We start from the raw sequence: 22,939 nt of genomic DNA, 5'->3' as shown, positions 1-22,939 counted from the left end.
GAGCGGATGCTGAACTAGGACGTCGTCGTAGCTGGAAAGCGGACTGATACTTTTGCCGACTCCTGGAGACCTTCATCAACGGTGCGGTTCGCGAGATGCCGGACCTCGGTCGAGCATCTCGTCCGAATGTTTACCCTTCTTGCTTGACCGCGGTAGACATATACTGTTCGCGGACTGCCAGTCCCCCGTATGGCAGGTGGGATGCGGTGACCGTCGCTACGTAATCCGAATAGGCGTAGCTCACCCGTGCAACCGCCACGGGTTTGCCTATAAGCGTTTCCAGCGTCGTATCTCCAGACACAGATGTTGGCGCTCCGAGCACATTGTGCAGATTCCGGACGGCGATCTGCCAGCTCCGTCGTGTTTCATCTGCGGACATGTCGCGACGGTACACATTGATGGCCATCAACGTGTGATCCGGCGCGAAACTGAACCATATTTCGCTCACGGGTGGTCCATTCGAGCCGAGCGTTTCTGCAGGCACGCCTCGACAGCGCAGGTAGCGCAAGCCTCGGGACAATTCGAGGCACTGCGCCTTGTATCGCGACATTCTTTCCAGCACTTCTGCTTCCGTACTGCGATCGAGCTGCAGGCCAAACGCAGGACGGTGGGCGGCCGCTGATACACCTCTCTCCTGCAAAATCGCTTTGTTGCGAATCGACAGCACCGTTCGGGAATCGACGGAATCAACTGGACACTTCACGCCAAGCTCGGTGAGGAGCCGTCGCCCTTGCGTCGTGTGCAACCAGCCGATCCCGGCAACACTCACGGAGAGTGCCGCAGCGACCCACGCGATCACGTGGGTCCTTCGCACCGCCGTCAGCCCGTACATGATGATGCAACCGTCGGGGGAAGATACACGGGGCCGCCGGGTGTGGCGCTGATGATGGTATTACGCAGGTTGAAGAGGGTGGGTACCGCACTGAACTGGAATTTTGTGCCGACCGGGATGCCGGCTGAGTTTTTCTCGGTAAGCGTGTACGTTCCATTCGTCGTCGACGTCAGTGCGGCAAAGTCCGCGGCCGAGAGCTTGCTTTGCAGCGTCGCGACGAGATCCACCATGAACTGGTCGAACACGCAGCCTGGAACGCCGACGTCGTTATGGGCAGTCGTCATGTCTTGGCACATCTCCGGTTGGGAGTCGATGTCTCCGGCGACCTTGACGGGGCCAGGGTAGGTGTACGGACCGCCGAGGAGCGATTCAAACTGCAACGTGAGACATGCTTCAAGCCGTGCGGGGGTGTCATGGGCTGCACTGCTGTGGCTCGCATTACCTGATACGGCCGCAAAATAGGGCGCTTCGACCGGGTCCGCCAAAAGGCCTGCGACAGCCGCATTGACCACGCCGGCCACTACGCCGGGGGCAGCCGAATCACCGCCGAGCGCGGTCCAGATGGCCAGATTCTCCGGATGTTGTGCTGCCACGGGAGCAATGTCATCTCCGCCTCCGCAAGCGCTGAGCGCGAACGGCGCCGCTGCGGCAACGACGATACCGATGAAAAGCTTCATGAGTTGTCTCCTCTGAATGCCATCGCGACGCCATTTCCCGAGGTGGGACACCGAGCACCTTGGCTGGATGACATACGCAGATACGGTGGCCGAGCGAGAACGGATGCAGTGGCGATTGAAGATGGGCAAGGTTTTCGACACCCTTGAGATGCCCTGGATCGCAGATCTGTCCGCGATGAAGTGTTCGACCTTGCATCCGCTGCGCGGCTCGACTCGTATCTCCGATTGCTTCCAACCACGGCGGCAATTTTGCGGAGTACTAAAATGAAATCTTTCAGCAAAGCAAAACTGGGTGGCGTGGCGCTCGCCCTTGCATTCGCAACGTGCATGTACGCGCCGGCCACCGAGGCAGGATCCATGTCGATGGAGCAGACGGTCGAGGTGGGTGGCGCCGCGATGTACCCGTCGAGGAACATCGTCGAAAACGCGATGAATTCTCATGACCACACGACGCTGGTCGCAGCGGTCAAGGCGGGCGGGCTGGTCGACACATTGTCGAGCAAGGGGCCCTTCACGGTATTTGCACCGACCAACGAAGCATTCGCCGCGTTGCCGGCCGGCACGGTGCAGACGTTATTGAAGCCGGAGAACAAGGCTGTGCTCGTCAAGGTGTTGACGTATCACGTCGTATCCGGACGACTCACGGCATTCGACCTTGCCAGGGCGGTCGAGCAAGGCGGCGGCAAGGCAACGCTGAAGACGGTCGAAGGCGATTCCCTGATCGTCAGCCATGGCCCGAACGGACTAGCCGTCACCGACGACAAGGGCAATGTCGCGCACGTCACGATCGGCGATGTCATGCAGTCCAATGGCGTGATTCACGTGGTCGACTCCGTGCTGATGCCCTGATACTTCAGCCTGTACCTGGAGGAAGGCGTGATGTGCGGAAGCAGGCCGGGCGCGCTCGCACGTCACGTCGTTCTCGGTATGTCGTCGGGGCGCCCCCGTCGCACGGTCGAGCCCGAACGTTTCAATCGGCGATTCGTGATTCGATTCCGGATGGCAATCGAGGGTCACTTCATTTGGTTCTGTGTATTCAGGATATCTACCGAACTGAGGGCTCGCGCGCGTGCATCCTGGTGATCCACGATCGGAAAGGGATAACTTGCGCCGAGCGCGATGGATGCTTCTTGCAGCGCTTCAGCGGAAGCGGTCCATGGGCTGTGGACCGTTTCGGCGGGGAGTGCAGATAGTTCGGGCACCCACCGCCGCGTGTATTCGCCTCTCGGGTCGAACTTTTTCCCCTGCAAAACAGGATTGAAGATTCGAAAATACGGGGCTGCGTCGGCGCCGCTTCCTGACACCCATTGCCACCCGGCGGGATTGCTTGCCTCGTCCGCATCAACCAGCGTATCCCAGAACCATGCTTCGCCCTCGCGCCAGTCGATCAGCAAGTGCTTGGTGAGAAATGACGCTGTCACCATGCGCACGCGGTTGTGCATCCAGCCCGTGTACCAAAGCTCGCGCATGCCGGCGTCTACCAGCGGATATCCTGTTTTCCCCGTTTGCCACGCGCGAAGCGCCTTGGCATCGGTGCGCCACGGCATGGCGTCAAACTGACGCCGAAAATTGAACTGATGAAGGGGTTTGCAGTGATAGAGCAGGTAATACGAGAATTCTCTCCATCCGAGTTCACTGAAGAACTTGCTCAACGACTCATTTTTGGCATCGTCAATGCGAACAACTCGCCTGCTTCGCAGGGTGTCTACCGCTGATAACGTTGCGTACCACACCTGCCGGGCCGAGATATTTCCAAAGCGAAGATAGGGAGAAAGCCGGCTCGTCGCTCGAGCGGCCGGAAAATCTCGAGCGCCGGCATAATCGGAAAACGAGTTTTCAATGAAGGCCTCGAGTTGATGCCCGGCCGCTTCCTCGCCGCATCGCCAGGTCGCACGCAGACCCTCCGCCCAGTCTGGCGTCGAGGGCTGCAGTGCAAGTTCAGGAAGCGTACGGACGTGTGCGCTGATGTTCTTGGAGACGGGAAAGAACGTGACCCGAGCGGGCGCCGACAGCGGGCACGGCGGGAAAAAATTGTCGCGGCGAGCGGCTTTCCAGTAAGCGCTGAATACCTGGAACGGCAAGCCTTCGCGCGTGGCCACTGTCCAGGGTTCCCGCAAAAGGTGGCCATTGAATGTCGACACGTCGATGCCGCGCGCGATCAGGTCTTTCTTGATCGATGCATCCATTTCCGTTTGCGCTTTCGAGTAGCGGCGATTCCAGCAAACCATCGCCGCCCGGGTTTCGACGGCGAGGTGCCTGATGGCTTCGTGTTCGTTACCGCGAAGCACGAGCAGCGAGCCGCCGAGAGCGGAAAGCGAGCCGTCGAGTTTTTTCAACGACTCGTGCAGCCACCACTTTTGCGCGCCTCCCATGGGACGCCCGAGCGTCGGGGCAGGGTCGTAGACGTAGACGCAAACAACAGGATGGCCGGTGCTGACCGCATGAGAGAGTGCGGGATTGTCGCTGAGTCGTTGGTCATCCCGAAACCATACGATAACGGGGCGGGATTCATAAGGCAGTTCGGAGCTTGTCATGTGTGGTGCCCGAGAAGGTACGTTGGCAATTTGAACGGGATCGGAGATAAAGCTGGCTTGCGACGCTTCCGGCTCTATCCGGCGCGGGCGTCATTCATGTCGCCTGCGCCGATTGGCGGAGGAGAAGGGGGCGTTACGCCATCCCAATGGCTTGCAATCGCAAGCGCGGCCGGCAAGATGAACGCCCAGCCGGTTGCGAGAACGGCGAGCGCTGCAGCCGGATCGGTGAAATGAACGGCCCCCAGCGCCGCACCTGCGCGAAAGGATGCGGGGCCTGCGAATGCACCGACGAGCGCCGAGATGAGCGGTCGCGCCCGAAGCCAGTGCAGCAAGGTATTGAGTTGAATCGCGAACAGCGCCCACAGCCCCGCGAGCCAGTACGGCGCTGTGCCTTTGAGAAGAACGCCGTTCGGGTACACGAGCAGGCCGGAATGTGCAACGGTGCTGTCCCATAACCATCCGGACACCGTGACCGTGATGACAATCCGCGCCTCGGATGCTGGCCGACGCGCGAAGAGAAGATGGCCGGCTGTCGCGATCAGCGCGTAGGTGACGCCCCACGCCGCGTGATGCGATGCGGCAGTCATCACGCATACCAGCCATCCTGTCTGGGTCGTCGCGAGATAGACGTACACGCGAGCGGTACCGGACTTTCGCGTGCTCGACGTCAGTTGATTCGGCGCGCTTCTCATGATCGCTCGCGCGGGATCGGTAACGGCATGCTCGCCGCGCCGCCATGTCGACGTTGCATCTCGGGGTAAGTGGCAGGTAGAACGTTCATGGCAGTCGGCTCTCACTATCGTCGACTAGCGGACTCGCCACCGGACGTTTGCTTGGCAGCGAGCGGTGGTCGGCATTCCGCGTTGTTCACAACTCCCTTCCACATACGACTCTCCGTTGCGGACGGATGCACGCGCGTACGGAAGACCTGGATGCCGTTAAGGGGGAGCGGCTGCCATGCGATGCATGCATCCGCTTGCGCGCAAGCGCCGTAAACCACATACCAGGCGGCGGATGCGGCCGGAATCGTCAGGTATGGGGATCTCCATGAACATGAAAGCCGGACTCGTCGTCCTGTCGGTGCTGCTCGCGGCCGGTCTCCTCTCCGCGTGCAGCCCGGTGCGGCTCCTGAATGCGCTGACGCCGAGCTACACGTTCAGTCTTTTCGCAGGTATCCCGTACGGATCCGGCGAACGCCAGGTGCTCGACGTCTACTTGCCCACGCGCGTCTTGCATCACTGGCCGGCCGATGCGAGCGCGGGCGCCCCTGTGGTCGTGTTCCTTTACGGCGGAAGCTGGCAGTCCGGCGAGCGCAAGGACTATCTGTTCGTGGGCGAGGCGCTCGCGTCGAGGGGTTTTGTTGCCGTCTTACCCGACTACAGGACGTATCCGGCGACTACCTTTCCCGGTTTCGTCGACGATGCGGCGCAGGCGGTCGCGTGGGCACGCGAGCACGCGGTTGCGTTCGGCGGCGATCCACGTCGCCTGTTTCTGATGGGGCATTCCGCGGGTGCGCAGATTGCCGCATTGCTTGCGACCGACGGCCGCTATCTGGCGGCACAGGCGATGCGGAAGAGCGATATCGCCGGCGTGATTGGCCTGGCCGGGGCTTATGATTTCCTGCCGCTGCGCGATACCACGCTTGAAAGGATATTCCCGCAGGAAGTGCGTGCCGTGAGCCAGCCAATTCGGTTCATTCAGGGTACGGAGCCGCCGATGTGGCTGGCCACCGCGGAGAACGACACCGTGGTCGAGCCCGGCAACACGACCCGCTTCGCGCGAGCATTGCAAGAGATGGGCGACACCGTCGTGGTCATGCGTTACGGGAACGTGAGCCATGCATCGATCGTCGGTGTTCTGGGCGCGCCGTTGCGAGGGATGGCGTCAGTGCTCGACGATCTCTCCGCGTTCGTGGATGGCGTCGCGAAGGCGTCCAATGGTGGAACCACGGGCAGGCCGCCGACGTCGCCTGCCGCAGCGCCTCGTTCTTCGGTTTCGGCTCAGTGATCGATGCAAGCCCTGCATTGCACGCGAAAGAGCATCGCCACCTGCCGTCGTGGGCAGGTCGGAACAGCCGGCGGCGTGTGCCGCGCTACAGCGCCTTCAGTTCCGGCGTCGACCCGCCCAATCCCTCTTCGCGAAGAATGACGGCAAGCGCCGTTTCGAGCAATTCGGCTGCCCGGTTCGCTGCGTCTCCAAGGTGGCGGTGCAGCAGCGCATCGGCCGGCGATCGCGACACGCATTCGTCGCTGTATCGCTCGAACGCACTGAGCTGCATGATCAATTCGGAGAGATGACGCGGACACTCGCATTTGACGGTGGTGGACAGGCCGCTGAGCGACGCGAGCGTCGCCTCGTCGAAGCGTCGCCGCGTGCGCAGCCAGAGCCCGCGATCCGCGTCATTCGATTGGCGCGACTTGACGACGGCTTGCGCCAGTTTCGAAATGATCGATATCGGGTTGGTCTGGCCTTCCGTCGACCGGAACAGCTCGAACCCCGACAGACGCGCCAGCTCGACCGCCTCTGCCGTGCCGAACCCGTATACGACGGCCACGGCGTGCGCGTTGAGCTGTTGCGCCACGGCAGCGAGCTGCGAAACGACATCCTCATGGAGCGACGTGGTCGTCGCGATGAGGGCATCGACTGACGTACCCGCATGCGCGCTCGTGTCGTCGAGCGAGTCGATTCGCGCGGCGATCCGGATTCCCATTCGCTCTATCGCGGATTCCGGAATCGAAAGCGCGCCGACGACCGCGAGGCTCACACTTGCCTCGTGAAACGCCGGGTCACGCGTATTCGTCAACGACAACGCCTCGAGTTCCTCGCGGCTCAGGCTGGCGATCGAGCCGATCGCGTGGCCCTGATTGACGAGCGTTTTCAGCAATCGAATTCGCTGGACGTCGTCGTCCGAGTACAGCCGTTGTCCGGACGGCGTTTTGGGCGGCGCAACCACGCCATAGCGCCTTTCCCAGATTCTCAGCGTGGCTGCCGGCATGCGCGCCAGGCGCGCGGCCTCGCCGCTGCGATAGCGATGGGGCGTATCGCGATACTTGCGAGGGGGCATCGTTGCTCTCCTGAAGTCGACGTACTGTTGTCTCAGGATTGTACGCAGTTTGCGTGAAATACGAAGCAGGAAAGTGATTCAACATGCGGATTTTCGTCAGGAAAGGTGGTTCGCGAAGCGCGAGCCGGCTAGAATGCTTCGAAGCGGTACCGCTCGGTGTCGCGAGGTTGGTCAGGCGTGCGCGGTGCCGCGCGTACGGAGGGGCAAGGTGTTTCGTTCGACGCGCAGGTGTCTCGACAACCCAGGCGGCGATCGTCAACCGCGAAGCGTTCCATGAAGACTTTAAGGCTTGTCCTCGGGGATCAGCTGGACCCGAATCATCATTGGTTTTCCGATGTCCGGGCCGAAACGATCTACGTGCTGATGGAAGTTCGGCAGGAAACCGACTACACGCTCCATCATGCTCAGAAGCTGATTGCGATCTTTGCGGCGATGCGTCGCTTCGCGACGCTGTTGCGCGATGCGGGCCATCGCGTGCACTACATCGAGATCGACGACCCGCTCAATCGTCAGGCCATTCCCGCCAACCTGGACAGCGTCGCCGAGCTTCACGGCGCAGCGTGCATCGAGTATCTGCTGCCGGACGAATGGCGTGTCGACCAGCAGCTGAACGCCTATGCGGCATCGGCGAGCGTGCCGGTTCGCGCGGTCGATACCGGTCATTTCCATACGACGCGAGACGAGGTCGGGCATGTGCTCGGAACGGGCCGATCATGGATCATGGATCGCTTCTACCGGAGCATGCGCGTGCGGCACCGCGTATTGCTCGACGGGGAAGGGCGGCCGGCGGGCGGGCAGTGGAACTACGATGCCGAAAACCGCCAGGCATGGTCCGGCTCGCCCGCGGAACCGGCCGACTGGCGTCCGCATCACGATCATCGCGTGCTGTGGCAACAGATCGTTGCGGCGGGCGTGCGCAGCTTCGGGGAGCCGTCGGCCGGCGACTTTCGCTGGCCCGTCGATCGAGCCGAAGCGCTCGCGTGCCTCGACGCCTTCATCCGGCACGCACTGCCGTTTTTCGGGCAGTTCCAGGACGCGATGCACGGGAGCGCGCGGCGCCTGTTCCACTCGATGCTGTCGTTCGCGCTCAATGTGAAAATGTTGAATCCGCGCGAGGTCGTCGCGCGGGCCGAGCACGCGTATCACAGCGGCGCGGCGCCGCTTGCCGCGGTCGAAGGATTCATCCGGCAGATACTGGGCTGGCGCGAGTTCGTGCGAGGCGTGTACTGGGCACGCATGCCGGGCTATGAAAACAGCAATGCGTTCGGTCATCGCCGCCCGTTGCCGCATTGGTTCTGGGATGGCCGCACGCGAATGGCCTGCATGTCGCATGCGCTGCGGCAGTCGCTCGAAGACGCGCATGCGCATCACATCCTGCGGCTGATGGTGATCGGCAACTTTGCGCTGCTGGCCGGGCTGGATCCGCACGACGTGCATGAGTGGTACCTCGGTGTCTATATCGATGCGTTCGAATGGGTCGAGATGCCGAACACGCTCGGCATGAGTCAATACGCCGACGGCGGGGCAATGGCGACCAAGCCCTACGTTTCCAGCGCCGCGTACATCCATCGGATGAGCAATTACTGCAAGGGCTGCGCGTACGACCGCAATGCTCGAACCGGCGCGCGCGCATGCCCGTTCAACGCGCTGTACTGGGACTTTTTCGACCGGCACCGCGGCGCGCTGCAGCACAACAATCGGATTGGAATGGTCTATCGGCAGCTCGCGCGCTTTGATGACGAGGCGCTCGAAGCGATTCGCATGCAGGCGGACAGCGTGGTGCGGAATATCGAATCGCTGTAGGCCGTTCCGTCATCTGCCGCCGCCGTCGAAAACGGAGCGTGCGAAGCATGCATGTGCGGTGTGGATGCACCCTTCGCTTCGGATCGCCAATGATCTCTGCTCGAACCGCGAAGCGATTCGCGTGCTCATTGCTCGAGATACATCCTGAGTCGCATCAGGCTGCGGCGAATCCAGCTCTTCATCGTGCCGAGCGGCACCTGCATGCGTTCGGCCAGCTCCGCATACGACGCGCCGCCATGAAACGCTTCCCGCAGCACATACGCCTGCCGTTCGCACAGATGCGCGAGCCCGCGCTCCAGACGCAGGCGCTCCTGGCTCGCCTGAGCGCCGAGGTCGGGTGTCGGGTTTTCGTCGGGGATCGACAGCGCCAGTTCGTCGTCGAGCGGAAGCTCGCGGTGTTGCCTGATCCGGTCGATGGTCCGATTGCGTGCGAGCGTCATCAGCCATGTCATTGCCGTGCCGCGTCCGGCGTCGAATGAATCGGCGCGACGCCACGCCGTCGTGAACACGTCCTGAAGCAGGTCTTCCGCTTCGTGGCCGTCGCGGATCATCCGGACGATCACGCCGTACAGCCGCGCCGCCGTCAATCGATACAGCTGCGCGAACGCGTGCTCGTCGCCGGCGGCGACGCGAGACAGCAATTGGTCGAGTTCCGCATGCGCGTCAGGTGCTTCGTCGGGCTGAACGACCGCATCTGCGGTGAATTCGGTTCTGCCGCCCGGGCGCGACCTCGCGCGAGACGCGTCCCGGCGTTGCTGCCTGCCTGAATGCGGCTTCGTCGATCGACCCTGGCCGGACGACGGGCGGAGCGAATCGTGCGAGCAGTTCATCGGGAACTCCGTATGGCTTTGCGCTTCCTGCTGTTGCGCGCCCGCGGTGACGAGCAGGCGCGGCTCATGGCCGGGCACGGTGCCGTCGCATTCGTCGCGAATGCCTGTCGCGCGCATTACGCATTCTTTCCGGACAACAAGGCGAGAAACTCTCGGCGAAGCGATGCGTCCGCGAGAAATTTCCCGCGCATCACGCTGTTGGTCATTCTTGCCTGGTCGTCCTTGGTGCCGCGCCAATGCATGCAGAAGTGCTCGGCCTCGAGTACGACGGCAAGCCCGTCGGGCGAGATGCGCGATTCGAGGAGATCGGCGATCTGCTTGACCGCTTCTTCCTGGATCTGCGGGCGCGTCATGACCCAGTTCACGAGCCTTCCGTACTTCGACAGGCCGATCAGATTCGACGCGGCGCTCGGCAGCACGCCGATCCAGATGCGGCCCATGATCGGGCAGAGATGATGCGAGCAGGCGCTGCGCACGCGCAGCGGCCCGACGATCAGCAGCTCGTCCAGCCGCTCGACGTTCGGAAATTCGGTGACCGACGGCGCCGCGTCGTAGCGGCCCGCGAACACCTCGCGGATGAACATCTTCGCGACGCGCCGCGAGGTTTCCCGGGTGTTGTGGTCGTTGTCGACGTCGATCACGAGCGAGCGAAGCACCGCTTCCATTCCCTGCGCAACTTCGTTCTGCAACGCCTCCAGTTCGCCGTCGCGCAGGTGCGCGGCGATGTTGTCGTTTGCATGGAAGCGCACGCCCGCGTTCTCGAGCCGACGACGGATGATGTGCGACAGAGGAATGCCCTCGTCGATCGCAGTCAAGGTGTGCTCGGGAGCGTCGATCAGATTGCCCATTTCGGTTCGTTTCTCGAGGTTAGGGGGTCATGCGATGGATCGCGACAGAGGTGATGATTTGCCTGTGTTTCCTGGATAAAAACCGGGCGAACGCCGTCGCTATTTCGATGACGCGCCGACGGGGTGGCGCTCACCTGGCGTGCGCGGGCGTGCATGGCGGCCCGGCAGCGTCACCGGAGATCCGGTCCTGATCGCGCACGACGGACCCATTGGCGTTGCCGGGGCCCAGCCGCCGACGTTCCGGCGGAACCGCAACATCGGGTCGTTCGCCGTCGGCTTCGCCGCGAGCATGACGGCGGCGGACTGTTGCAACCTGGCCAGGACGAACGCCTGGTCGACGCGGCCGCCGACCGAGTGAAACAGATGGAACCCTGCAAGGCGGATCAACGCGAGGGCCTGCACGCTGCCGTACTCATAGATGATCGCGGCCGCGCGGACACGGCGCGCCTGTGCCAGCAACACGAATTGAATCGCCAGAGCCATATGCAACGACGAGACCTCGGCGATCAGGGCGTCGACAGCCGGGCCCGGCTGTCGTAGCGCGCGCGGCACCGACTCGACGCGCTCGCTGACGTGCAGGCCGGCTTGCTCGATCGTTTCGTCGGATACAGTCAGCCAGCCCGTGACGAGTAGCGTGGGACACACGCGAGCCGCAACGGTGTTCGATCGCCGTTCGGGCAGTGCGCCGTGCAGGCTGGCGCTTGCACACCGGTCGGGCACCTGTGGTGAGCGGCGCCGGCAGCGTTGGCCGCGCTGCTGCGCGGCGACCCGCAAGCGCGATGCAATCGGCCGGTCGAGCGCCGTACCGGCGTGGTGTGACGGGCTGCGTGCCGGGGCGACGGACACGCGCGTCATCAATGAAGCCGGACACGCCGGAAACCGGCGCGGCTTGATGTCGTGATTGCGTGTTGGCACGGGGCCTCCCTCGGTCGATTCATGCGTCACAGCTGGATTGTATGCAAATTCTCCGGAAAGTGAAGCGGATAAGTGATTCATGAAATAAATTGTGCCTTGAGTTTTTGCGTCAAACATCGGGTGAGCGTCTGAAAATTGCAGTGTAAGCACGTGAATGCTCGTGTATGCAACGAAATTGCGCGTTTTCAACGCATATGAAACGATGTTTGAGGTCAATGGAATGGCAGCAAAACTGCGCCAAAATGGGCTGGAAAGTACGGTGAAAGGTTTGTGATTTCGATACATGAAGCGATCGTGTCGCACATTTGCGTGTCGATACGGCTGGCTTCGGTTCGCGACCGTTCGCGCGAACGCAAATGACCGGGCGTTCACGCAAGCGTCGTGCAGCTGAAACGAGGAGGAGTGAACCGCCTGAAGGCAGCCGCGCATGCTGCAACCCAGACGCCGGGAAGGAGGGGGGCCGCTCCGATGAGCACGCCTGCGCACACCGGTGCCGATCGATCACGATTGCCCGAAACAGGCGCGAGCACTCCGTCTCGGATCGAAGCGCTATCCGGGCACGCGCGCTGCTCGCGACCGGCTCGTCAACGCGAAGTCACCGACGTGCAGCGTTTGTTTTCATGCTGGAACGCGGCCGCCGATTCCGACGGCAACGCTCGGAGCAATATCGGACTTCGTCCCACGCGGCTTTCCATTTCTTTCTCCAGCTGAAAGGCAAGCCGCAGGTCTCGCATGTCTTCTCAGGCAAGTGCATCTTGTTGACCATGGCGAATCACGCGTCGAGAAGGATCCTGGCGAACTGTCCGGTCGAGCAGCGCTGCCGGCGTCGATACGTCGATACATCGGACCATCGCCGCTCACCGTCGAATCAGCGCGCATCGTCGCCCAGCAACTGACGGCGCAACGACTTTGCCCGCGTGCGTGGGTCGAGCCAGATCGAGAAGAATGCGCGCGCGAACGCCGGGTCGGTCACGTCGGCCGTGAGGCGGCCGTTGGTGTAGAAGCGTGCACCGCGCTCGGGCACATACACGCCGCACAGCACGTCGCCGCGTGATACGTCGGTGAAAGCCCGTTCGATATCGCGGCGCCAAGCATCGAGCGTCGTCGCCGGCAACGGCGCGGGTGCGAGTCTCTCGATTTCGTCCATGCCCGTCGAGACGAGCCGCTCGCCTTTCACGTCGTGACGGTAGGCCAGCGACAACGCAAACGGCGTGTCGAACGCGCCGGGGGGCCGGGGCGCCCACAGCTGGGCGTCGTACAGGCAGATGCCCAGTATGCAGAACCGGCCGGATCCGATTAGTCGCGCCGATGCGATGTCGTCGACACAGCTCGCGCCGGCGAACAAGGGGGCAGCCAGCGCCGCGGCCGCGACTGCGGCGAGCATCGCAAGCCGGCGCCGCATGTCAGCCGCCCGACGACACGATGAAATGCATCACGTCGGTCCGCCGCTCGGCAAATCCCGCTTCGCAATAGGCGAGATAGAGCCGCCAGGTGCGAATGAACGTCTCGTCGAACCGTTGCGCGCGCACCGAGTCGATGCGCGCCTCGAACGCGGCCCGCCAGGTGCGCAGCGTGCGCGCGTAGTCGTCGCCGAACCCGAGCACCGGTTCGGCGGCCAGGCCGGCCCGCCGCGCGGCATCGATGAAACGCTCCGGGCTCGGCAGCATCCCGCCGGGAAAGATGAACTCGCGAATGAAGTCGCTTGACGTGCGGTACGCGTCGAATAGCGACTCGATGATCGTGATCGATTGAATCAGCGCGCGAGCACCGGGCTTCAGGCGCTGCCTGAGCGTGTCGAAATACACCGGCCAGAACGTTTCGCCCACGGCCTCGAACATCTCGATCGACACGATCGCATCGTATTGGCCGTCGACGTCGCGATAGTCGCGCAATTCGAGCGTGACCCGATCGGACAGCCCGGCGCGCGCGATGCGCTCGCGGGCCAGTGTGTATTGCGCCTGCGAGATGGTGACGCCATGCACGCGTATGCCTTGCCGTGCGGCATGCACGGCGAAGCCGCCCCAGCCGCACCCGATCTCGAGCACGCGCATGCCCGCGCGCAGGCCGAGCGAATCGACGATGCGCTGATACTTCGCCGTTTGCGCGTCGGCGAGCGAACGCTGCGTGTCGCCGTCGAAGCATGCGCTCGAATACGTCCACGTGTCGTCGAGCCACAACCCGTAAAAGTCGTTGCCGAGATCGTAGTGCGCGTGGATGTTGCGGCGGCTGCCGGCCCGCGTATTCATCCTCAGCCGGTGACGCAGCGCGTACCAGACGCGTGCCAGGCGGCCGCCGGTCACCGTCTTCGCGATCACCGGCTGATTGCGGATCGCGAGGCGCAGCAGCGCGACGAGTTCGGGCGTGTCGATCCAGCCGGCGCGATACGCTTCCGCGAATCCGATGTCGCCCGCGCGCAGGATCGCACGGCACGCCCGCCAGTCGCGGACCTGCAGCGTCGCGGCCGGCTGGCAGTGCGGATCGCCGAACACATGCTGCGCGCCTTCGGGCGTTACAAGCGTCAGGTGGCCGTCGCGGATTTGTCGTAGAAGCGCGATGAACAACCGGGCCGAGAGCGGCATCGCCGGTTGCGATGCGGGAGACAGCAGGCGCAGCAAGGTCATGGACGAGCCTCGTGATCGGACATCGCCGAGCGGCCGCGTGGCGACGCGCCCGGCGAACGGGACAATGGCGAATCGGCAGCGGCAGAACGGCCGGGGGGCGTCTTGCCATAGAACGGCACGCGCGCGAGCCACAGCCGCAGCGCTTGCCAATGAATGCGAATGACGACGTTGATCGCGTTAAGCGGCTGCCGGGCCAGCGCGCGCCACGCGCGTGCCGCCGTCAGCGGCGCGGACCGCATACCGATTGCCGTGCGCAGCAGCAGACCGTCGTCGTCGCGATAGTCGATCGCCACGTTCAGATGATCGCCGCGCTGACGCACGCGAAACGCGTAATCTCCGACGACGTCGCAAAACGGCGAGACATGAAACGTCTTGCGGCAGACGAGCACGGTGTCAGCTCCGATCGGCGCGTGGCGCATCGCACTCATCAGGTAGCCGTGGTGCGCACCGAACGTGTTGCGCACATCGGCGTACAGCGCGCGAAGCCGGCCCGCGCGGTCGTAGCAGTACCAGAAGCTCACCGGATTGAACGCGTAGCCGAAGATGCGCGGAATCGTCTGCAGCCAGATCGGGCCGTCGGCTGGAATGCCGGCGTGTGCGAGGACATCGCGCATCCACGGGCCGAGCGCGCGGCCGTCGCGCGGGCCGTAGTCACGCAACGCGAGTCCGAGCGGGCGCCAGCGATCGATACCGAACCAGCTGCCATCGATTTCTCCCAGCCGTTCGACGTCGCAGCAGACCTGGAAGACCGGATACGTGAACGCATGGCGCACGGGCCGCAGCCGTTCATGCATCACGTTGCCGACGAGAAGCCGGGCGGCCGTGCCGTCGCGGGCAAAGGGTGCGCTCATGGCTTGGCCCAGGCCGGAGCGACACCGAAGTCGCGGGCGACGCGCAACGCGGACTTCAGCCCGTCCTCGTGAAAGCCGTAGCCCGTCCACGCTCCCGCAAACCAGGTATTGCGCCGCCCTTGCAGCATCGGCAGGCGATGCTGCGCATCCACGGCCGTGAGATCGAGCAGCGGATGCTCGTAATCGTAGCGGCCGAGCTGGGTGTCGGGCGCGGGCTCGTCGACCGGATTCAACGTGACGACGACCGGCGAGCGGAACGGCAGCGGCTGCAACTGGTTGAGCAGGTAGCTCACGCACACCGGCGATTCGCCGCCCGTGCGCCTCGGCCGGCCGCCCAGGTAGTTCCACGCCGACCACACGCGCCGCCGGCGCGGCAGCAACGCGGTATCGGTATGAAGCACCGCGACGTTGTGCTGGTAGCGCACGGCGCCGAGCACGTCGCGCTCGGCCTTGCTGGCATCCGCGAGCAGCCGTAGGCTGGTCGGCGCATGGCACGCGAGCACGACCGCGTCGAACCGCTCGTGACCGGCTGTATCGGTCGCCACCGTCACGCCCGCGTCGTCGCGCCGTATCGCGCGGACCGGCGTATTCACGCGCACGTCGTCGAGCGTCGCGGCGATGCGCTCGACGTACTGCCGCGCGCCGCCCGCGACGGTGCGCCAGGCCGGCCGGTTGTTGACCTGCAGTAACGCGTGATTCAGGCAGAAGCGCAGGAACGTCGCCGCCGGAAACCGCAGGATGTCGTTGGCCGCGCTCGACCAGATCGCGGCCGCCATCGGCAGCAGGTAGTGATGCTGGAATGATGCGCCGTAACCGCCGGCCGTGAGCAGTTCCCCGACCGAAAGACGCTGCCGGCTCGCCGATTCGAGGTGATCTTGCGCGGACGCGTTGAAGCGCAGGATGTCGCGCAACATCCCGAGAAAGGTCGGCGAGAACAGGTTGCGGCGTTGCGCGAACACCGTGTTCAGGTTGCTGCCGGCCCATTCGAGCCGGCCGCCGTCGACCGAAACCGAAAACGACATGTCGGTCGAATGGGCGGCCACGCCCAGTTCGTCGAACAGCGCGATCAGGTTCGGATAGGTCCGGTCGTTGAACACGAGGAATCCCGTGTCGACGGGGTAGCGTGCGCCGTCGAGTTCGACGTCGACCGTGTGCGTGTGACCGCCGAGGTAGTCGGCGGCCTCGAACAGCGTCACACGGTGACGGCGGGCCAGCAAGTACGCGCTGGCCAGGCCCGCGATGCCGGCGCCGACGACGGCAATCCGCCGGCCGGGCAGCGACATTGAAAGTTCCGGGTGCATCGCGAATGGTCTCCGTCAGTCACAAGTGCAGGTTCGGGAATCACATGTGCTCATATACGTCGCACCGCACGCGGCGGATGCAGGTGCGGTGGTCATTCGCGATCGCCGGGCGACGCGAAGCCCGGCTTGCCGATCTGGTCGGGTGTTTGCGGCACCCGCCTGAAGCGCGACGTGTCGTAACCCATCGCATCGAGCCGGGCGAGCAGCGAGCGATAGGTGGCCTCGTCCATCGTCGGCTCGCGCGAGAAGATCCAGCCGAGCGTCTTGCCCGGGTAGCCGAGGATCGTGTACCGGTAGTCGGGGTCGACGTAGAGCGTCAGTTGCGTGACATACACCGGCCAGAACAGCCGCACGCGCCATTCGCCGCCGCCGCTGCCGGGCTTGACCGCGTCGACGAACCGATAGTGCTTCTCGGGCTGGTCGAAGCCGCCTTTGCGGCCGACGAATGCGTCGTCGATCCGGCCATCGTCGCGCAGGCGCCACTCGGCCCGGCTGCCGACGAAGTGGCGTTCCGCGAAATACGGGATGTTCGCGATCACGTACCAGCGGCCCATGTAGCGCGGCAAGTCGACGGGTACGGTCGACAGCGGAACGGCGGCGCGCGGATTCGGGTTCGACGGGCTGCCCGAGCACCCGGCGGCGCCGATCGCGAGCGCCGTCACGACCGTGACGGCCGCACGGCGGAGAACCCGGTACGCGATTGCGGCCGTCATGCGAGCACCCGGCGCTTGTCGAACAGATAGTGGGCGACGCCCCATTCCTGCCCGTCGGCATAGCCGAACAGCTCGGCGACCGCCATGTAGAACATCCGCCAGCGCTGGAACCAGATGCGGGCGTCGGCGCCGTAGACCGTCTCGAAAATCGGCATGACCCGGGGGCGCGCCGCATCGAGCGACGCGAGCCACTGATTGGCCGTGCGGGCGTAGTGAGTCCCGTCGAGCCACCATTGGCGGGCGATGCGCACGTCGTCCTGGAACCGCAGCAGCAGGTCGGCCGACGGCATCGTCCCGCCCGTGAAGAAATAGCGCGACATCCAGTCGGTGTCGTCGTGCACCGCGAAGTGATAGGCGAGCAGCTTGTGCGCGAAGATGTGCACGAAGAGCTTGCCGTCGTCGTGCATCCAGCGCGCGATTTTGGCGAGCAGTTGCCCGTAGTTCTTCATGTGCTCGAACATCTCGATCGAGAGCACACGGTCGAAACCGGTATCCGCGGGATCGAAGTCGAACTCCACCACGTTGCCGGTCACGATTCGCAGATTCGTCAGCCCGCGCTGCGTCGCGCATCGCTCGATGAAGTGGCGTTGACCGTGCGAATTCGACAGGCCGACGATCTGCGCGGCCGGATACCGTTCGGCGAGCCAGAGCGACAGCGAACCCCAGCCGCATCCGAGGTCGAGAATGCGCTGGCCGTCCTCCAGCCTGGCGCGCTGCGCGTACAACGCCAGCATGGCCTCCTCGGCCTGCGACAGCGTTTCGTCGCCACGCGGGTAATAGCCGCACGAATATTTGAGCCGCGGGCCGAGATGGGCCTCGAAGAAGCTGCCGGGCACTTCGTAATGCTGCGTGTTCGCCGCGAGCGTCTCGATTGCGATCGGGCTCGCGCCCAGTTCACGCACCAGCGTGTCGTAGGCCGCCGCGCGCCGTTCGCCGTCATACGCGTGTTCGTCGCGCAGGCGTTGCCGCATCAGCGAGCGCATGCCGGCCCGGATCAGCCGGTCCGGCAGCCAGCCGCGCTCGCAGCAGCGAATCAGCCAGGCGTCGTTGGGTGCCGCCGCCGAGGCCGGCGACGGTTGCGAGGTGGTAGCGGTCATGATCGCGTACTCCGGTCTTCAGGGTGATCGGATCGGGTGGGGGAAGGGCCGGGCGCCGGCCTCGGAGGCCACGGAACGATGGCGCTGGTCGTGCGCATGTACTCGCGGTAGCCCGGCCGGCTTTGCACCAGACGCGCTTCGAGCAGCGGCAAGCCGGATACCTTGAGCAGCAGCCATGCCATCAGGAAGGGAGGCATCAGCGTCAGCCATCCCCACGGCATTCCGATTGCCAGTGCCGCGTACGCGAACCAGTGCACGCACTCGAAGAAATAGTTGGGGTGCCGCGAATAGCGCCACCAGCCGGCGCGACAGACCTGGCCGCCGTGGTCGGGATCCGCGAGAAACCGCTTGAGTTGCCGGTCGGACGCAGTCTCTCCGGCGACGGCGGCGATCCAGATCGCTACTGCCGCGGCGATCGCGGACCGGGACGGGGCTGCCGCGCTGTATGCGGGGATGAAGAACGCGATCGACAGCAGCATCGAGATCAGCGCCTGGAACTGGAACAGCCAGAACATGTTGCGCGGCGCGGCGTCGCCCCACTGCAGGCGGAACTGTCGATAGCGCGGGTCTTCCGGCTGCCCGCGATTGCGCCGCCACAGGTGTCGCGCGAGTCGCAGCCCCCAGATGCCGCCGCCGGCGGCGACGAGCGCACGATTCAATTCCGGGCCGGTAGCCAGCACGGCGACGAACACGGCTACGCCGCCGAGCGTCGCGGCCCAGACAGGATCGATCATCCCGGCGTTCCGGGAATGCAATTGGGCAATCCATACCGCCGTGAAGGACAGGATCAGTCCGACGAAGGCGAGGAGGGCAACGACGACGGCGGGCATGCGGGCTCCGAGGGCGCGATATCCCTCTATACGGAGCGGTCAACCGATCGGATGCAGACGGATGCGACGAGATGCGCGATCTCGTCGAGAGAGACGGCAGCGGGCGGCACGCCGCCTCCCTTTACGTTTGCGGGTTGAGCGCGCGTTGCGCGCGTCAAGTGGTGTGCATCGCGCCGGTGGCGAGCACCGGCCCGGTGGGTTGGCCGCTCGGCGAGCCGCCGCTAGGCTCGAGCGATACGGCGAGCACCGCGCGTGCATCGAGTCGCGCGACGATCGCTTGCGGCAGCGTCATCGACGCCGGTGCGTTCGACGCGAATACGCCGAGCGAGATCGGCTTCGCATTTGGCGGAATCAGCCAGAGCTCCGTCGAGCGGTCCGCGGCGATCGGTGGCGTGTTCGCGGGCACCACGACCATCCGGGCACGCTGCAAGTCGACCGTGGCGGTCCACCGTGCGACGCCATCCGCTTGTGCCAGCGTGGCCGCCATGTAGTGGCTGTCTTCGGCAGCGGGGCGCGGCGGCGCTTCGCCCACCCGGATCACGTTGACCGTGAGCAGTCCGAGCGCCGCAACGCTCGCGCCCATGCCGACCCAGCGCCACAGTCGCAGGCTGTTCCACCATCCGTCGGATGGCGCAGCGCTGCGTGGGCGCGGCGGCGGAATGAAGCCCAGTTGGTGCTGGATCCTCGTCCAGGTTCGCGCGGGCGGGTCGACGGGCGTGACGTCGCCCGCGAGCGGGGCGAGGTGGCGCTGCCAGCGCTCGAGCGCGGCTTGCAACGCCGGGTCGCGAGCGGCGGCCTGCTCCAGCTCGCGGCGCGAGTCTGCGTCGAGCACGCCGAGCGCGTATTCTGCGCAGCGCAATTCGCGATTGTGATCGGCCGGCGTATTCATTGCTCCAGGCACACCTTCAGCTGCATCAGGCTGCGCCGGATCCAGCTCTTCATGGTTCCGAGCGGCACACGCAGTCGCGCTGCCAGCTCACTGTAGGTCGCGCCGCTGAAGAAGGCCTCGCGCACCGCGCGGCCCTGCTGCGGATCGAGTTGCGCGAGGCATCGCTCGAGGCGCAGGCGCTCCTGCGAGGCCTCCGCCAGCGCGGCGGGCGTCGGATCTTCGGCGGGAAGCTCCAGCGCCTGTTCGTCGTCGAGTTGCGCGTCGCGATGCTGCCGCAAGCGGTCAATCGTCTTGTTGCGCGCCAGCGTGATTAGCCACGTCATCGCGCCGCCGCGCGCCGGGTCGAACGCGTCGATGCGTCGCCATGCGGTCGTGTAGACCTCCTGGAGGAGATCCTCGGCTTCCCCATGATCGTGAAGCATGCGCACGATTGTCCCGAACACCCGCGACGCGGTCAGCCGGTACAACTCCGCGAAAGCCGCCTGGTCGCCGGTTGCTGCCTGAAGCATCACCCGGTTCAGATGTTCGCGGCGCGCGACATCCGCATCGGCATCGCGCGAAGGGGCTGTCTGATCGAAGCCGCTGGCACCGCTTGGCGTGTCGCTCATGCAAAGTGGATGGCGCGGACCGCCATGATGTGAATGTCGAGCGAAATATAGCACTCTCGGATGCATGTGATTGAACGATCGGTGGCGCGCCCGCTGCACGTTGTGCAGCGCAGCGCCCGCTGTGATCTCTTCAACCAGATACGAGCGACGCGTCCGCGCGGATGCAGGCAGCCGCAACGTGCGGCGAATGCGGCCGACTACCGTCGGTTGCGTGCACAATGACCGGGTTTCGTGTCTGGAGAGTCATTCAATGAAGCGAAGTATCGTTGGCCGAACGGTGTGGGCGGCGGGAGTGATCGTGGCGGGCGCCGCCCTGGTGCTGGCGGGATGTGCAGGCCTCGCCGGCGGGCCCAGCGGGAATGCACACGTTCCGCAACCCGCGAAATCCGTCGATCTCGATCGCTACGTCGGCAGATGGTACGAGTTCGCGCGGTATGAAAACCGCTTCGAGCGCGGATGCGACGGCGTGACGGCCGAGTATGCGAAGCGGGAAGACGGTCTCATCGGCGTGCGCAATACCTGCCACGAAGGCGGGCCGGACGGCCGCGCGCGAAGCTCCGACGGGCGCGCAAAGATCGTGGCCGACAGCGGCGGCGCAAAGCTGAAAGTGTCGTTCTTCGGGCCGTTCTTCTTCGGCGATTACTGGGTGCTCGATCGCGCCGACGACTACTCATGGTCGATCGTCGGTGAACCGTCGGGTCGGTTCCTGTGGATCCTGACGCGCGATGCGAAGCCCTCCGCTGAACAGGCCGCGGCGCTTGTCGAACGGGTTCGGACGCTCGGTTACGACACGACGATGTTGCGGCGCACTGCGCATTAGGGCGACCGCACACAACACGCGTGCACGGCGCCATCGGGCCGGGAACAACGCCGAGCTCCGCGTATGCCCGCAGCCGTGGCCGATGGCGACGGCGAAAGGCGGGATATCGCCGATGGAGTACACGTGATGGTGTCGATACCCGTCAACGTGGAAGGCGTCTGCATTGACGCCGTTAGACTCGCGCGTGGGGAGGGGCGATACAAACCGGCGTGCGCGCTCCCGCTCTCGCTCCGAGAGGCGGATCGTTGTGCACGCCCGATGCCAGGCATCGGGCGCGAACAGTCGGTGGACTAGATCTGAGCGCGGTCGCGCGAGTTCACGGCGACCACCGTGGGCGATTCGGCTAGCGGGACGAAACGTCGGGCGGTGCCGTCCAGCGCATCGATGCCGCCCGTCTCGATGTCGTAGACCCAGCCGTGCAGGTTTAGGCGTCCTCGCTCCAGTGCAAGCGCGACTGAAGGGTGGGTGCGCAGGTTCGCCAGTTGCGCGATGACGTTTTCGCGCACGAGCCCGTCGAGTTTTGCGCGCGGCGTGTCGTATTCGTGCGCGGCGTTGATGACTCGCGCGGAATCGGCATGACGCAGCCAGTTCGCGACGGCCGGCAGATGGTCGAGGCAGGTGCAGCGCGAAATCGCGCCCATCGCGCCGCAATCGGAGTGGCCGCAGATCACGATATCCCGAACGCCGAGAACGGCGACCGCGTATTCCACGGTGGCGGAAACACCGCCGGGTTCCGGGCCGTACGACGGCACGATATTGCCCGCATTGCGGATCACGAACAGTTCGCCCGGCTCACGCTGAGTGAGCAGCTCAGGTACGACACGGCTGTCGGAGCACGTGACGAATAGCGCCTTGGGGTTCTGTGACGTGGCGAGTTGCTTGAAAAGCGCCTCACGTTGCGGGTAGATGTCGCGTTGAAAACGCAAAAAACCATCGATGATGTCTCGCATGCTCGCTCCAAAACTTCAGACGTATGATCAGCGCAGTTGCAAGCAGGGGTCGCCTGGTATCCGACCCAGGAGAACGAATATTCGTTCAATTTGACATAATTAACACTCTCGTCGGAAGCGCTTGTAGTGGCTAAGTTGAAACGTCCACTTCTCGTTTATCAGGGACGGACCGGCTTCGCCGCCGGCGTAGAACCGGTCCGTCACTCGTCACTCTCGTCTTTCTGTCTTAATTGAAAGGCGGCCGACCCGGTTGCCACGTTTGGTGTGATCGCCGTGGGCTGTCGCATCTAGATGGACCCAGAAAATGTAATCAAAGCCCCGTTCCTCGAGGCGCTCGAACTGTTCCTCAGCTGCGGCAAGCTTCAGCAGGCATTGGGCTTGCCAATCCAACCCGACCACGAACCATTTCCACGAATTGTTCCACCCGCGCCACAGGATGGCGCCGGCGCTGCAATGATCGTGTGCAAACTTCTGGATCCGTCTGTCGACCACTTTTGCATCGTCACGCGAAATGGAGCCAGATAGGCGGATCGAGACTGTGCTCGCCGCATCGTCACGCGCGAGATAAACGTCGGCAATGCCGCCCAAGTGCCGGCGAACGCTTTCGAGATGTTCGAGCTCCATATCTGCATCCACTGGCATCGCGCCGCACAATACATATTCGCCCTTGTCTAGGGCATCTTCGATCTCCATGATTGTCACTCCATTGATGTTTCGCCGGACAGGTCAAGCGGCTGGCTCGATGCTCCGGCGTGG

24 protein-coding genes are annotated in these 22,939 nt (G+C 64.3%); 4 read left to right on the top strand and 20 right to left on the bottom strand.

The window, feature by feature from the left end; translation table 11 throughout:
- Positions 1-130 precede the first annotated feature (130 nt).
- Together MMB92_RS11705 and MMB92_RS11700 are read right to left on the bottom strand one after the other, a co-directional pair.
- The gene (locus tag MMB92_RS11705; protein WP_124524270.1) at positions 131-832 is read right to left on the bottom strand and encodes a hypothetical protein; all 702 of its coding nucleotides are present in this window, start codon (positions 830-832) and stop codon (positions 131-133) included.
- Positions 820-1,509 carry a hypothetical protein gene (locus MMB92_RS11700; protein WP_062885747.1) on the bottom strand — a complete coding sequence of 230 codons (690 nt, stop codon included), beginning with the start codon at positions 1,507-1,509 and terminating at the stop codon, positions 820-822. Before MMB92_RS11700 ends, MMB92_RS11705 begins: the two co-directional genes overlap by 13 nt.
- A gap of 264 nt (positions 1,510-1,773) precedes the next feature.
- On the opposite strand from MMB92_RS11700, the gene MMB92_RS11695 reads away from it, so the two are divergent.
- Positions 1,774-2,358 (top strand): fasciclin domain-containing protein, encoded by a 585-nt coding sequence (locus MMB92_RS11695; RefSeq protein ID WP_062885746.1) that lies wholly within the window; start codon positions 1,774-1,776, stop codon positions 2,356-2,358.
- 164 nt (positions 2,359-2,522) lie between these two features.
- Here the strand turns inward: MMB92_RS11695 and MMB92_RS11690 are convergent, their stop codons facing one another.
- Both MMB92_RS11690 and MMB92_RS11685 read right to left on the bottom strand, forming a co-directional pair.
- Positions 2,523-4,043 (bottom strand): deoxyribodipyrimidine photo-lyase, encoded by a 1,521-nt coding sequence (locus tag MMB92_RS11690; protein WP_062885745.1) that lies wholly within the window; start codon positions 4,041-4,043, stop codon positions 2,523-2,525.
- Between the two features lie 74 nt (positions 4,044-4,117).
- Positions 4,118-4,678, bottom strand: coding sequence for a DUF2878 domain-containing protein (locus MMB92_RS11685; RefSeq protein WP_063625718.1), 561 nt, complete (start codon positions 4,676-4,678; stop codon positions 4,118-4,120).
- 412 nt (positions 4,679-5,090) lie between these two features.
- Between MMB92_RS11685 and MMB92_RS11680 the strand changes: the two genes are divergently transcribed.
- Complete coding sequence (locus MMB92_RS11680) at positions 5,091-6,050, top strand: alpha/beta hydrolase (RefSeq protein WP_042973677.1); 960 nt, start codon at positions 5,091-5,093, stop codon at positions 6,048-6,050.
- A gap of 85 nt (positions 6,051-6,135) precedes the next feature.
- Here the strand turns inward: MMB92_RS11680 and MMB92_RS11675 are convergent, their stop codons facing one another.
- A complete protein-coding gene (locus MMB92_RS11675; protein ID WP_062885744.1) occupies positions 6,136-7,107 on the bottom strand; it encodes a MerR family transcriptional regulator in 972 nt (323 codons plus the stop codon).
- 273 nt (positions 7,108-7,380) lie between these two features.
- Between MMB92_RS11675 and MMB92_RS11670 the strand changes: the two genes are divergently transcribed.
- The gene (locus MMB92_RS11670) at positions 7,381-8,910 is read left to right on the top strand and encodes a cryptochrome/photolyase family protein (RefSeq protein ID WP_062885743.1); all 1,530 of its coding nucleotides are present in this window, start codon (positions 7,381-7,383) and stop codon (positions 8,908-8,910) included.
- Positions 8,911-9,035: 125 nt separating this feature from the next.
- Here MMB92_RS11670 and MMB92_RS11665 read toward each other — a convergent pair whose 3' ends face one another.
- From MMB92_RS11665 to MMB92_RS11605, 13 genes are all read right to left on the bottom strand, one after another.
- Positions 9,036-9,740 (bottom strand): sigma-70 family RNA polymerase sigma factor, encoded by a 705-nt coding sequence (locus MMB92_RS11665; RefSeq protein WP_062886088.1) that lies wholly within the window; start codon positions 9,738-9,740, stop codon positions 9,036-9,038.
- Positions 9,741-9,856: 116 nt separating this feature from the next.
- A complete protein-coding gene (locus MMB92_RS11660; RefSeq protein WP_021157777.1) occupies positions 9,857-10,588 on the bottom strand; it encodes a GTP cyclohydrolase I in 732 nt (243 codons plus the stop codon).
- A gap of 99 nt (positions 10,589-10,687) precedes the next feature.
- Positions 10,688-11,788, bottom strand: coding sequence for a hypothetical protein (locus MMB92_RS11655; RefSeq protein WP_277562701.1), 1,101 nt, complete (start codon positions 11,786-11,788; stop codon positions 10,688-10,690).
- A 310-nt stretch (positions 11,789-12,098) separates the two neighbouring features.
- The gene (locus MMB92_RS11650; RefSeq protein WP_080465583.1) at positions 12,099-12,269 is read right to left on the bottom strand and encodes a DUF2256 domain-containing protein; all 171 of its coding nucleotides are present in this window, start codon (positions 12,267-12,269) and stop codon (positions 12,099-12,101) included.
- Positions 12,270-12,371: 102 nt separating this feature from the next.
- On the bottom strand, positions 12,372-12,905 hold the full coding sequence (locus MMB92_RS11645; protein WP_046546927.1) for a chalcone isomerase family protein: 534 nt from the start codon (positions 12,903-12,905) through the stop codon (positions 12,372-12,374).
- Between the two features lies 1 nt (position 12,906).
- Entirely contained in the window at positions 12,907-14,124 is a 1,218-nt protein-coding gene (locus MMB92_RS11640; protein WP_062885741.1) for a cyclopropane-fatty-acyl-phospholipid synthase family protein, read from the bottom strand.
- Positions 14,121-14,975, bottom strand: coding sequence for a DUF1365 domain-containing protein (locus MMB92_RS11635; RefSeq protein WP_062885740.1), 855 nt, complete (start codon positions 14,973-14,975; stop codon positions 14,121-14,123). Before MMB92_RS11635 ends, MMB92_RS11640 begins: the two co-directional genes overlap by 4 nt.
- Positions 14,972-16,276, bottom strand: coding sequence for an FAD-dependent oxidoreductase (locus MMB92_RS11630; RefSeq protein ID WP_062885739.1), 1,305 nt, complete (start codon positions 16,274-16,276; stop codon positions 14,972-14,974). The genes MMB92_RS11635 and MMB92_RS11630 overlap by 4 nt, the downstream gene beginning before the upstream one ends.
- 92 nt (positions 16,277-16,368) lie before the next feature.
- Complete coding sequence (locus MMB92_RS11625; RefSeq protein ID WP_154817314.1) at positions 16,369-16,989, bottom strand: lipocalin family protein; 621 nt, start codon at positions 16,987-16,989, stop codon at positions 16,369-16,371.
- Positions 16,986-18,086 carry a cyclopropane-fatty-acyl-phospholipid synthase family protein gene (locus tag MMB92_RS11620; protein WP_062885738.1) on the bottom strand — a complete coding sequence of 367 codons (1,101 nt, stop codon included), beginning with the start codon at positions 18,084-18,086 and terminating at the stop codon, positions 16,986-16,988. The genes MMB92_RS11625 and MMB92_RS11620 overlap by 4 nt, the downstream gene beginning before the upstream one ends.
- Entirely contained in the window at positions 18,083-18,916 is an 834-nt protein-coding gene (locus tag MMB92_RS11615) for a DUF1295 domain-containing protein (RefSeq protein ID WP_062885737.1), read from the bottom strand. The genes MMB92_RS11620 and MMB92_RS11615 overlap by 4 nt, the downstream gene beginning before the upstream one ends.
- A gap of 154 nt (positions 18,917-19,070) precedes the next feature.
- Positions 19,071-19,805, bottom strand: coding sequence for an anti-sigma factor (locus MMB92_RS11610; RefSeq protein ID WP_062885736.1), 735 nt, complete (start codon positions 19,803-19,805; stop codon positions 19,071-19,073).
- Positions 19,802-20,413 carry a sigma-70 family RNA polymerase sigma factor gene (locus tag MMB92_RS11605; protein ID WP_062885735.1) on the bottom strand — a complete coding sequence of 204 codons (612 nt, stop codon included), beginning with the start codon at positions 20,411-20,413 and terminating at the stop codon, positions 19,802-19,804. The genes MMB92_RS11610 and MMB92_RS11605 overlap by 4 nt, the downstream gene beginning before the upstream one ends.
- 250 nt (positions 20,414-20,663) lie before the next feature.
- Here MMB92_RS11605 and MMB92_RS11600 point away from each other — a divergent pair, with 250 nt between their 5' ends.
- On the top strand, positions 20,664-21,233 hold the full coding sequence (locus tag MMB92_RS11600; RefSeq protein ID WP_062885734.1) for a lipocalin family protein: 570 nt from the start codon (positions 20,664-20,666) through the stop codon (positions 21,231-21,233).
- A 290-nt stretch (positions 21,234-21,523) separates the two neighbouring features.
- On the opposite strand, the gene MMB92_RS11595 is transcribed toward MMB92_RS11600, so the two are convergent.
- Positions 21,524-22,183 (bottom strand): carbonic anhydrase, encoded by a 660-nt coding sequence (locus MMB92_RS11595; RefSeq protein ID WP_062885733.1) that lies wholly within the window; start codon positions 22,181-22,183, stop codon positions 21,524-21,526.
- 207 nt (positions 22,184-22,390) lie between these two features.
- Positions 22,391-22,876 carry a hypothetical protein gene (locus MMB92_RS11590; RefSeq protein ID WP_006482390.1) on the bottom strand — a complete coding sequence of 162 codons (486 nt, stop codon included), beginning with the start codon at positions 22,874-22,876 and terminating at the stop codon, positions 22,391-22,393.
- Between the last annotated feature and the right edge of the window lie 63 nt (positions 22,877-22,939).

This window comes from Burkholderia sp. IO2, assembly GCF_029522185.1.
Lineage (GTDB): Bacteria > Pseudomonadota > Gammaproteobacteria > Burkholderiales > Burkholderiaceae > Burkholderia > Burkholderia cenocepacia.
The sequence above is the reverse complement of the archived record's forward strand: the minus strand, read 5'-3'. Positions and strand labels throughout refer to the sequence as shown.

Bases quoted from the DNA above. Each gene is read 5' to 3' on its own strand.
- MMB92_RS11705 (WP_124524270.1), bottom strand. From the start codon at position 832: ATGTACGGGCTGACGGCGGTGCGAAGGACCCACGTGATCGCGTGGGTC.
- MMB92_RS11700 (WP_062885747.1), bottom strand. From the start codon at position 1,509: ATGAAGCTTTTCATCGGTATCGTCGTTGCCGCAGCGGCGCCGTTCGCG.
- MMB92_RS11695 (WP_062885746.1), top strand. From the start codon at position 1,774: ATGAAATCTTTCAGCAAAGCAAAACTGGGTGGCGTGGCGCTCGCCCTT.
- MMB92_RS11690 (WP_062885745.1), bottom strand. From the start codon at position 4,043: ATGACAAGCTCCGAACTGCCTTATGAATCCCGCCCCGTTATCGTATGG.
- MMB92_RS11680 (WP_042973677.1), top strand. From the start codon at position 5,091: ATGAACATGAAAGCCGGACTCGTCGTCCTGTCGGTGCTGCTCGCGGCC.
- MMB92_RS11675 (WP_062885744.1), bottom strand. From the start codon at position 7,107: ATGCCCCCTCGCAAGTATCGCGATACGCCCCATCGCTATCGCAGCGGC.
- MMB92_RS11670 (WP_062885743.1), top strand. From the start codon at position 7,381: ATGAAGACTTTAAGGCTTGTCCTCGGGGATCAGCTGGACCCGAATCAT.
- MMB92_RS11665 (WP_062886088.1), bottom strand. From the start codon at position 9,740: ATGAACTGCTCGCACGATTCGCTCCGCCCGTCGTCCGGCCAGGGTCGA.
- MMB92_RS11660 (WP_021157777.1), bottom strand. From the start codon at position 10,588: ATGGGCAATCTGATCGACGCTCCCGAGCACACCTTGACTGCGATCGAC.
- MMB92_RS11655 (WP_277562701.1), bottom strand. From the start codon at position 11,788: ATGTATCGAAATCACAAACCTTTCACCGTACTTTCCAGCCCATTTTGG.
- MMB92_RS11650 (WP_080465583.1), bottom strand. From the start codon at position 12,269: ATGGTCAACAAGATGCACTTGCCTGAGAAGACATGCGAGACCTGCGGC.
- MMB92_RS11645 (WP_046546927.1), bottom strand. From the start codon at position 12,905: ATGCGGCGCCGGCTTGCGATGCTCGCCGCAGTCGCGGCCGCGGCGCTG.
- MMB92_RS11640 (WP_062885741.1), bottom strand. From the start codon at position 14,124: ATGACCTTGCTGCGCCTGCTGTCTCCCGCATCGCAACCGGCGATGCCG.
- MMB92_RS11635 (WP_062885740.1), bottom strand. From the start codon at position 14,975: ATGAGCGCACCCTTTGCCCGCGACGGCACGGCCGCCCGGCTTCTCGTC.
- MMB92_RS11630 (WP_062885739.1), bottom strand. From the start codon at position 16,276: ATGCACCCGGAACTTTCAATGTCGCTGCCCGGCCGGCGGATTGCCGTC.
- MMB92_RS11625 (WP_154817314.1), bottom strand. From the start codon at position 16,989: ATGACGGCCGCAATCGCGTACCGGGTTCTCCGCCGTGCGGCCGTCACG.
- MMB92_RS11620 (WP_062885738.1), bottom strand. From the start codon at position 18,086: ATGACCGCTACCACCTCGCAACCGTCGCCGGCCTCGGCGGCGGCACCC.
- MMB92_RS11615 (WP_062885737.1), bottom strand. From the start codon at position 18,916: ATGCCCGCCGTCGTCGTTGCCCTCCTCGCCTTCGTCGGACTGATCCTG.
- MMB92_RS11610 (WP_062885736.1), bottom strand. From the start codon at position 19,805: ATGAATACGCCGGCCGATCACAATCGCGAATTGCGCTGCGCAGAATAC.
- MMB92_RS11605 (WP_062885735.1), bottom strand. From the start codon at position 20,413: ATGAGCGACACGCCAAGCGGTGCCAGCGGCTTCGATCAGACAGCCCCT.
- MMB92_RS11600 (WP_062885734.1), top strand. From the start codon at position 20,664: ATGAAGCGAAGTATCGTTGGCCGAACGGTGTGGGCGGCGGGAGTGATC.
- MMB92_RS11595 (WP_062885733.1), bottom strand. From the start codon at position 22,183: ATGCGAGACATCATCGATGGTTTTTTGCGTTTTCAACGCGACATCTAC.
- MMB92_RS11590 (WP_006482390.1), bottom strand. From the start codon at position 22,876: ATGGAGATCGAAGATGCCCTAGACAAGGGCGAATATGTATTGTGCGGC.